Source organism: Kitasatospora sp. NPDC058492, assembly GCF_042720685.1.
In the GTDB taxonomy this organism is placed as follows: Bacteria; Actinomycetota; Actinomycetes; order Streptomycetales; family Streptomycetaceae; genus Kitasatospora.
This window is the reverse complement of the sequence record NZ_JBHXMU010000091.1, coordinates 22194-31087: the sequence shown is the minus strand read 5'-3', so window position 1 is coordinate 31087 and position 8894 is coordinate 22194. Positions and strand designations below refer to the sequence as shown.

The following is an 8894-nucleotide window of genomic DNA, read 5'->3' as shown; positions in this document are numbered from 1 at the left end:
AGGGGGGACCCTGTGGGAGAGTAGGACGCCGCCGAACAATCATTCACAGAGAACCCCCATCCGGGAAACCGGATGGGGGTTCTTTGCATTTCCGGTGACGTATCGTCGGAGCATGGACGATCAGACAGCGGTCATTGCGAACAGTGTGCTCCGCCCCGAGCAGCGCGACGGCGCCCTGCGCGTTCTGGCGGACGCCCAGGCGGTGGACGGCCGGGCTGCCGTGTCCGAGCAGGGCCGGCTTCGGCTGCGTTCCTCGGATACGCCGCGCCCCGGCGTGAGCCACTTCATCGAGAGTGAGAACGCCGCCGCCGTCGGTTACGGACAGCTCGAAGTCCAGGAGGGCTCCGCCGCCAACCCCGCCGCCGAGCTGGTGGTCGACCCGGCCGCCCGCGGCCGCGGCCTGGCCCGGCCGCTGGTGGACGCGGTGCTGGCACAGGCCCACCGGGCCGGCCGCGACGCGGTGGACTTCTGGGTGCACGGCGGTCACCCGGCGGCCCGGCACCTGGCCGGCCGGTACGGGGCCGAGCTGGTCCGCGAGCTGCGGCAGATGCGCCGCACCGGGGCGCAGACCGAGGCCGTCGCCGTCCCCGAGGGCGTCGAGCTCCGGACCTTCCGCCCCGGCGAGGACGACGCCGAGTGGCTGCGGTTGAACGCGCTGGCCTTCGCCCACCACCCGGAGCAGGGCTCCTGGACGGAGCGGGACCTGGCCGAGCGGCTGGCCGAGCCCTGGTTCGATCCGGCCGGTTTCTTCCTCGCCACCCGGGGCGGCAAGGTGGTCGGCTTCCACTGGACGAAGGTGCACCCGGCCACCGCCACCGAGCCGGCGCTCGGCGAGGTCTACGTGGTCGGGGTGGACCCGGCCGAGCAGGGCAGCGGTCTCGGCCGTGCCCTGACCGCTGCCGGTCTGCGTCACCTGACCGGTTCGGACGCCGGCGGGCGCGGACTGGAGACGGTCCTGCTCTACGTCGACGCCGACAATCCGGCCGCGGTGCGGGTATATGAACGACTGGGGTTCACCATCCATGAGGTGGACCTCATGTACCGCGTCCAGTACCGCGCGGACCAGGCGGCCTAGGACCGGACAGGACCTACAGGACCGGGCAGGGCCTAGCGGCTCCGGGCGGTCCGGGGCAAGGGGTCGGACGTCACCGGCCCTTGCCCCGACCGACTCAGCTTTCCTCCTGGCCATGCGGTGTTTACCGTGGATTCAATTGCTGCCGCGAAGATCACAGGATGAAGTCCGTAGTGTCTCGCTCGTGCAGAGTCGACCGCCACGTGCCGGCCGGCCCTGTACGGACCGCGCCCGGCGGGTGGGCGTTGGCCCTGGGCGAGGACGACGGCCCGCAGAGCCATTCGCGTCCGGACGACGTCCTGCTGCTGGAGGAGCTGGAGCCCATGAGCATCCCCCGCCCCGTCTCTGCCTCGCTGTCCCCGCCGGCCAGGATGTCCGGTGCGCTGGGGATACCGCCCGAGCTGCCGGCCGAGGACGAGCAGGAGTTCGACGCACTGCCGCAGGGCCGCTTCCTGGACCGCGAGCGCAGTTGGCTGGCGTTCAACGAGCGGGTCCTGGAACTGGCCGAGGACCCAGGGATCCCGCTGCTGGAGCGGGCCAAGTTCCTCGCCATCTTCGCGAGCAACCTGGACGAGTTCTTCATGGTCCGGGTGGCCGGGCTGAAGCGCCGGATCGCGACGGGCGTCGCCCAGCGCAGCGCGTCCGGCCTCCAGCCGCGCGAGGTGCTGGACCTGATCTGGACCCGCTCGCGCGAGCTGATGGCGCGGCACGCCGCCGCCTTCCAGCAGGAGGTGCTGCCGGACCTCGCCACCGAGGGCATCGAGGTGGTCCGCTGGCCGGAGCTGGCCGAGAAGGAGCAGGCCCGGCTGCACACCCTGTTCCGGCAGAAGATCTTCCCGGTCCTCACCCCGCTGGCGGTCGATCCGGCGCACCCCTTCCCGTACATATCGGGGCTCTCGCTCAACCTGGCCGTGGTGGTGCGCAACCCGGTGTCGGGGCACAAGCACTTCGCCCGGGTGAAGGTGCCGCAGTCGCTGGCCCGCTTCCTGGAGGCCTCGCCGCAGCGTTACGTCCCGCTGGAGGACGTGATGGGCGCGCACCTGGAGGAGCTGTTCCCGGGCATGGAGGTGCTCGCCCACCACGCCTTCCGGGTGACCCGCAACGAGGACCTGGAGGTGGAGGAGGACGACACCGAGAACATCCTCAAGGCCCTGGAGAAGGAGCTGATGCGGCGGCGTTTCGGCCCGCCGGTGCGGCTGGAGGTCGAGGAGTCGATCGATCCCTACATCCTGGACCTGCTGGTGCGGGAGCTGAACATCACCGAGGCGGAGGTCTTCCCGCTGCCCGGTCCGCTCGACCTGACCGGTCTGTTCGGGATCGCCGAACTGGACCGCCCGGAGCTGAAGTACCCGAAGTTCGTGGCGGGCACCGCCCGCGGGCTGACGGACGTCGAGTCGGCGTCCCAGCCGGACATCTTCGCCGCGATGCGCGAGCGGGACGTCCTGCTGCACCACCCGTACGACAGTTTCTCCACCTCGGTGCAGGCCTTCCTGGAGCAGGCCGCCGCCGACCCGGACGTCCTGGCGATCAAGCAGACGCTGTACCGCACCTCCGGCGACTCGCCGATCGTGGACGCGCTGATAGACGCGGCGGAGTCGGGCAAGCAGGTGCTGGTCCTGGTCGAGATCAAGGCGCGCTTCGACGAGCAGGCCAACATCAAGTGGGCCCGCAAGCTGGAGGAGGCCGGCTGCCACGTGGTCTACGGCCTGGTCGGGCTGAAGACGCACTGCAAGCTGTCGCTGGTGGTCCGGCAGGAGGGTGACACCCTGCGCCGCTACTCGCACGTCGGCACCGGCAACTACCACCCGAAGACCGCCCGGCTGTACGAGGACCTGGGGCTGCTGACCTCGGACCCGCAGGTCGGCGCCGACCTCTCGGACCTCTTCAACCGGCTGTCCGGTTACTCGCGCCGGGAGTCCTACCGCCGCCTGCTGACCGCCCCGCGCGGCCTGCGCGACGGGCTGGTCTCCCGGATCCACAACGAGATCGCCCACCACCGGGCCGGCCGGCCGGCGTACGTGAAGCTCAAGGTCAACTCGATCGTCGACGAGGCCGTGATCGACGCGCTGTACCGGGCCTCGCAGGCCGGCGTGCCGGTCGACGTCTGGGTGCGCGGGATCTGTGCGATCCGGCCGGGCGTGCCGGGGCTGAGCGAGAACGTCCGGGTCCGCAGCATCCTGGGCCGCTTCCTGGAGCACTCCCGGGTCTTCGTGTTCGGCAACAACAGCGATCCGGAGGTCTGGATCGGCAGCGCCGACATGATGCACCGCAACCTGGACCGCCGGATCGAGGCGCTGATGCGGATCACCGACCCGGCCCACCGGGCCGAGCTGTCCGGCCTGATCGACCTCGGGATGTCGGACGAGACCGAGTCCTGGCACCTGGGGCAGGACGGCACGTGGACCCGCCACTCGCAGGACGCCGAGGGCCGGCCGCTGCGGCACGTCCAGGATCTGCTGATCGACTCGCGCCTGCGCCGCCGGGCCGCCGCCTCGCGCTGACGCGACCACTGATGCGAGCCGCTGGAACCGCAGGGGACCGGTTCCAGCGGTCGGCCACCAGCCCCGGGGGGACGAACCCGGGGGAACGGGGATCTACCACGCCATGACCGATGCGCCGATGACGGCCCAGGCGGCCGCCACCACGACCGCCGGGGACATCCTCTCCAGCCACCTCACCGCCCAGGCCGGCGCGTTCCTGCGCGCCCTGCCGCTGACGGTGGGCGAGGTCGGCGCCAGACCGGGGACGGCCGCGGTCGTCCCGGCGGCCGGTACCGCCGACCTGCTGCGGGCGGTCCGGCGGATCGGCGGGCTGCTGCACACCTTCGGCTCCGTCTTCGAGCAGGCCTGGGCCCAGGAGTCGCGCACCGAGCTGCGCTGGCTGCTCAACCTGCTGGCGCTGGAGCCCGGTTACGTCCGTCGCTCGGCCCGGCTGCTGGGCGCGCTGGACTCGCTGAGCGGCAGCGATCCGGACGGGACGGGCATGCTGGCCGGGCACGTCGGGGCGCCCAAGGCGCGGGCGCTGCTGGACCGGCAGCTGACCCTGGCCCGGACCAGGGCGCACTCCTCGGTGCTCCAGGAGCTCCGGTCGGCCCGGCTGCACGCGCTGGCGGACCGGATGACGCTGCTGGTCGGCGATGCCCCGCTGCTGGAGTCGGCGGGCGGCCGGGCGCAGGCTGTGCTGCTGCCGCAGGCGGCCGCCGCGTTCACGGCGCTGTCGGCGAGCGCCCAGCAGCTGCCGCTGCACCGGGCCGCCACGCCGTACGGCGGCGACGGGCTGCGCCGGCTGGGCGCCGTCCCGGCGGCGCGCGGCGCGGTGGACGCGGACACGGCGCTGGCGGCCGACGACGCGCCGTGGGCACGGACGCGGATCCTGGTGAAGCGGGCCCGGTACGCGCTGGAGGTGTGCGGTCGCGGGTCCGCCGAACTGGACGAGCTGGACGGGGTGCTGGGCCGGCACCAGGAGGCGGCGGACGCCGCGGTCACCGCGGCCACCGCCGCGCGGACCCCGCGGATCACCCCGGCGACCGCCTACGTGCTGGGCGTGGTGCATGCTGATCAGCGACTGGAGGTGGAGGCGGCGCGGTACGCCTTCGGCCGCCGGTGGCCCGACCTCCCGCCCGGCCCGGACGGCTGGCCGGACCTCCCCCCTGCCGAGGGCTGGGGGCATTCCCCCGCACCACGGACGGCCTGAATTGCGCGATCGCCTGAGCACCGGGCCGGCAGCGGACGCGGCCGCGACCGGGGCGGGGCACGCCCGGGTGATCCTGGCGGCGGGCGCGGTGCTGTGGCTGCCGGGCCGGCCGAAGAAGAGCGGCCGGCTGGGGCGGCCGCGGATCGCGGTGATCCACCGGCCCAAGTACGACGACTGGAGCCTGCCGAAGGGCAAGCTCGACCCGGGGGAGGGGGTCGTCGCGGCGGCGCTGCGCGAGGTGCGCGAGGAGACCGGGTTCGCCTGCCTGCTCGGTCCGGAGCTGCCGGCCCAGCACTACCTGGCGCAGGGCCGGCCGAAGGAGGTGCGCTACTGGGCGGCGGTGCCGTCGAGCGGGGCGTTCCGGCCGAACCGCGAGGTGGACCGGCTGGAGTGGCTGCCCGCCGGGAAGGCCCGCGCCCGGTTGACGCACGACCGCGACCGGTTGCTGGTCGACGCCCTGCTGGCGATCCTGGGTGCGAAGCCCGTACGGGCGAGCGGTCACCATCGGTGAAGGGCGAACGGTCACCTTCGGTGAAGGAACGGTGGAAGTGATCTCGTCGCGCCCTTGCCGTGACGCAACCGTGACTACCTGACGTAGTTTCCTGTCATCCTTTCGAGGTTCACTCTCCGTTCACTTGTGACCGGCTGTCGTGTCACCTACCCGGCCTAACTTCGGGTTTACCGGAGGGCCGAACGGGCCCCGGACCACAGCAGAACCCGCGCTCCGCCGTCCTCGCACGGCCCGCGCGACGGGCAATGCCACAGAAAGGGACACCCCTGTGAAGCTCCAGCGGAACGGCCGCTCCAAGGCCCTCGCCATCGGTGCCATGGCGCTCGTCAGCTCGCTGTCGCTCGCTGCCTGCGGCTCGGACGACAACGGTGCCAAGGCCGCCGGTGGCTCCAGCGGCTCCGCTTCGGCCGCCGCGGTCAACTGTGGCAAGGGCGGGACGCTGCTCGCTGCGGGCTCGACGGCTCAGGCCAACGCGATCGACGTGTGGAAGACCACCTACGGCGCGTCCTGCTCCGGCACCACCGTCAACTACAGCGGTGGCGGCTCCGGCGCCGGTGTCCAGCAGTTCAACCAGGGCAAGGTCGCCTTCGCCGGCACCGACTTCGCGCTCAAGCCCGCCGACGTCGACACCTCCAAGACGGTCTGCACCGGCGGCAAGGCGATCGACCTGCCGCTGGTCGCGGGTCTCGTCTCGCTGGTCTACAACGTCGACAACGTCGACAACCTGGTCCTGGACGGCCCGACCTCCGCCAAGATCTTCGACTCGCAGATCACCAAGTGGAACGACCCGGCGATCGCCGCCCTGAACCCGGGCGTGCAGCTGCCGGACGCCGAGATCCAGACCGTCCACCGTTCGGACGACTCCGGGACCTCCTACAACCTCACCTCCTACTTCGCCAAGACCTCCGGTGGCGCCTGGACCGCGGCGCCGGAGAAGGCGTGGAAGGGCAAGGGCGGCCAGTCCGCCCAGGGCAGCGCCGGCGTCTCCGCGCAGATCAAGCAGGTCAAGAACTCCATCGGCTACGCCGAGCTGTCCTACGCGCAGAGCAACAACCTCAAGAGCGCCAAGATCGCCACCGGTGCGGCCAAGCCCGTCGAGGCGACCGCGGCCAACGCCGCCCTCACCTTCGCCTCCTCCACCGTCGTGGGCACCGACGGCGACCTCGCCCTCTCCCTGGACTACGGGACCAAGGCCGACAACGCCTACCCGATCATCCTGGTGACCTACGAGATCGCCTGCGACAAGGGCAACAAGCCGGAGAACCTCGAGAACCTCAAGTCCTTCCTGACCTACGCCGTCAGCGACGCCGCGCAGAAGGCGATCGGCGACAAGGGCTACGTCCCGCTCCCCGCCGCCATCAGCGACAAGGTCAAGGCCGCCGTCTCCTCCCTGGCCTGACCCGACAGGAGCACCGGTGGGACGGCCCCGTGAGCGAGGGGGGCCGGGGTCGTCCCACCGGAACGCACCGACCCAGCACGAACGTCCGGGGCACCGCCGCCATGGTGCCGTCCCCCTTCCGGGGCGGCACCACCAGACCGGAGTAGACAATGACTTCATCCTCCCCTGCCGCCCCGCGAGGCAGGGAACGCCGACCGCGCGACAGCCGCTTCGGCGACAAGATCTTCATGAACCTCGCCCGCGGTTCGGGCATCCTGCTGCTGGTCATCATGGCCGCGATCGCCGGCTTCCTGGCCTGGCGCGCGGTCCTGGCCCTCAGCACCAACGAGGGCAACTTCCTCACCACCTTCGAGTGGACGCCGGACGCCACGAAGCCGGTCTTCGGCATCGCCGTCCTGGCCTTCGGCACCCTCGTCAGCGCCGTCATCGCGATGGCGATCGCCGTCCCGGTGGCCATCGGGATCGCGCTGTTCATCTCGCACTACGCGCCGCGGAGGATCGCCCAGCCGTTCGCCTACCTGGTCGACCTGCTCGCCGCCGTCCCCAGCATCGTCTACGGCCTGTGGGGCGCGCTCTTCCTGGTCCCGCACATGGACGGCCTGACCAGCTGGCTCAACCAGTACCTCGGCTGGACGTACCTCTTCGACCAGACCAAGTCCGGCACCCCGCGCAACCTGTTCACCGTCGGCATCCTGCTGGCGATCATGGTCCTGCCGATCATCACGGCGGTCTCCCGCGAGGTGTTCCGCCAGGTGCCGCGGATGCAGGAGGAGGCGGCGCTCGCGCTCGGCGCGACCCGCTGGGAGATGATCCGCACCGCGGTGCTGCCGTTCGGCCGCCCCGGCATCATCTCGGCCTCGATGCTCGGCCTCGGGCGCGCGCTCGGCGAGACCATCGCCGTCGCGGTGGTGCTGTCCGCGAGCAACGTGCTCTCGCTGCACATCCTCGACGCGGGCGGCGGCACCTTCGCGCAGAACATCGCGCTGAAGTTCGCCGAGGCCGGCAACAACGGGCGCGACGCCCTGATGGCCTCCGGCCTCGTCCTGTTCGTCATCACCCTGCTGGTGAACGGTGCCGCGCGACTGATCATCGCCCGCCGCAAGGAGTACTCGGGGGCCAACGCATGACCGCGGCAACGACTTCCGTCACGGCCGACGCCCGGCCGCTCAGCCGGTCGCTGACCGCCAACCGGCTGCCCAAGTGGGCCCCGGCCGCCGTCGCGGTTGGCTCGATCGCGCTCGGCTGCGGGATCGGCGCCGTCGGCGGGCTGGAGAGCCATCTGCAGTGGGGCCTGATCTCGGCCGTGCTGTTCCTGCTGATCAGCTACGGCGTCTCGGCCCAGGTCGAGGGCCGCCGCCAGGCCAAGGACCGGTTCGCCACCTCGGTGGTCTGGGTCGCCTTCATCCTGGCCGTGGTCCCGCTGATCTCCCTGACGGTCTACACGATCCAGCAGGGCATCGGCGTGGTGAACGGGAACTTCCTGAGCCACTCGATGAAGGGCGTGATCGCCTCCGGCCCCGGCGGCGGCATCTACCACGCGCTGCTCGGCACCATGCAGCAGGTCGCCCTGGCCACCGCGATGGCCGCCCCGGTGGGTCTGCTGACCGCCGTCTACCTGGTCGAGTACGGCCGCGGCACGCTCGCCAAGACCGTCACCTTCTTCGTCGACGTCATGACGGGCATCCCGTCGATCGTCGCCGGTCTGTTCGTCCTCTCGCTCTGGAACATCGCCCTGGGCTTCAGCTACTCGGGCTTCTCGGGCAGCCTCGCACTGGCGATCCTGATGATGCCGGTCGTGGTCCGGTCCACCGAGGAGATGCTCAAGCTCGTTCCGAACGAGCTGCGCGAGGCCTCGTACGCGCTCGGCGTGCCGAAGTGGAAGACCATCCTGCGGATCGTCCTCCCCACCGCGATCGGCGGCATCACCACCGGCGTGATGCTGGCGGTCGCCCGCATCACGGGCGAGACCGCCCCGGTGCTGATGCTGGTCTTCGGCGCCGACGCCATCAACAGCAACCCGTTCGACGGACCGCAGCAGTCCCTGCCGATGTACATCTGGCAGCAGTACTCGGTGGTCAACAACGACTTCGGCTACGCCCGCGCCTGGGGCGCCGCGCTGGTGCTGATCGCCTTCGTGATGGGGCTCAACCTCATCGCCCGGGGCATCGCACGCTGGCGCTCGCCCAAGGGCGGACACTGACCGACTGACGTACGAAGAC

General features: G+C 71.4%; 7 protein-coding genes. All 7 read left to right on the top strand.

What is annotated here, in order from left to right; all coding sequences use genetic code 11:
• The first annotated feature begins 112 nt into the window (after nt 1-112).
• The 7 genes from mshD to pstA all read left to right on the top strand — a co-directional run bounded on the left by mshD (nt 113) and on the right by pstA (nt 8875).
• Complete coding sequence (gene mshD, locus ACFWPI_RS36715) at nt 113-1075, top strand: mycothiol synthase (protein WP_380380161.1); 963 nt, start codon at nt 113-115, stop codon at nt 1073-1075.
• A 320-nt stretch (nt 1076-1395) separates the two neighbouring features.
• A complete protein-coding gene (locus ACFWPI_RS36710) occupies nt 1396-3573 on the top strand; it encodes an RNA degradosome polyphosphate kinase (RefSeq protein WP_380341897.1) in 2178 nt (725 codons plus the stop codon).
• A gap of 103 nt (nt 3574-3676) precedes the next feature.
• A complete protein-coding gene (locus ACFWPI_RS36705; RefSeq protein ID WP_380341817.1) occupies nt 3677-4765 on the top strand; it encodes a CHAD domain-containing protein in 1089 nt (362 codons plus the stop codon).
• A gap of 13 nt (nt 4766-4778) precedes the next feature.
• Nucleotides 4779-5276: an NUDIX hydrolase gene (locus tag ACFWPI_RS36700; protein WP_380380172.1), complete on the top strand. Its 498-nt coding sequence runs from the start codon at nt 4779-4781 to the stop codon at nt 5274-5276.
• A 268-nt stretch (nt 5277-5544) separates the two neighbouring features.
• On the top strand, nt 5545-6675 hold the full coding sequence (gene pstS / locus ACFWPI_RS36695; protein ID WP_380380164.1) for a phosphate ABC transporter substrate-binding protein PstS: 1131 nt from the start codon (nt 5545-5547) through the stop codon (nt 6673-6675).
• Between the two features lie 149 nt (nt 6676-6824).
• On the top strand, nt 6825-7802 hold the full coding sequence (gene pstC, locus ACFWPI_RS36690; RefSeq protein ID WP_380380166.1) for a phosphate ABC transporter permease subunit PstC: 978 nt from the start codon (nt 6825-6827) through the stop codon (nt 7800-7802).
• A complete protein-coding gene (pstA, locus tag ACFWPI_RS36685) occupies nt 7799-8875 on the top strand; it encodes a phosphate ABC transporter permease PstA (protein WP_063348285.1) in 1077 nt (358 codons plus the stop codon). The genes pstC and pstA overlap by 4 nt, the downstream gene beginning before the upstream one ends.
• Nucleotides 8876-8894: the final 19 nt, after the last annotated feature.

What these genes read in the sequence shown, in the direction of transcription:
- mshD (WP_380380161.1), top strand. Translation starts at nt 113, where the DNA reads ATGGACGATCAGACAGCGGTCATTGCGAACAGTGTGCTCCGCCCCGAG.
- ACFWPI_RS36710 (WP_380341897.1), top strand. Translation starts at nt 1,396, where the DNA reads ATGAGCATCCCCCGCCCCGTCTCTGCCTCGCTGTCCCCGCCGGCCAGG.
- ACFWPI_RS36705 (WP_380341817.1), top strand. Translation starts at nt 3,677, where the DNA reads ATGACCGATGCGCCGATGACGGCCCAGGCGGCCGCCACCACGACCGCC.
- pstC (WP_380380166.1), top strand. Translation starts at nt 6,825, where the DNA reads ATGACTTCATCCTCCCCTGCCGCCCCGCGAGGCAGGGAACGCCGACCG.
- pstA (WP_063348285.1), top strand. Translation starts at nt 7,799, where the DNA reads ATGACCGCGGCAACGACTTCCGTCACGGCCGACGCCCGGCCGCTCAGC.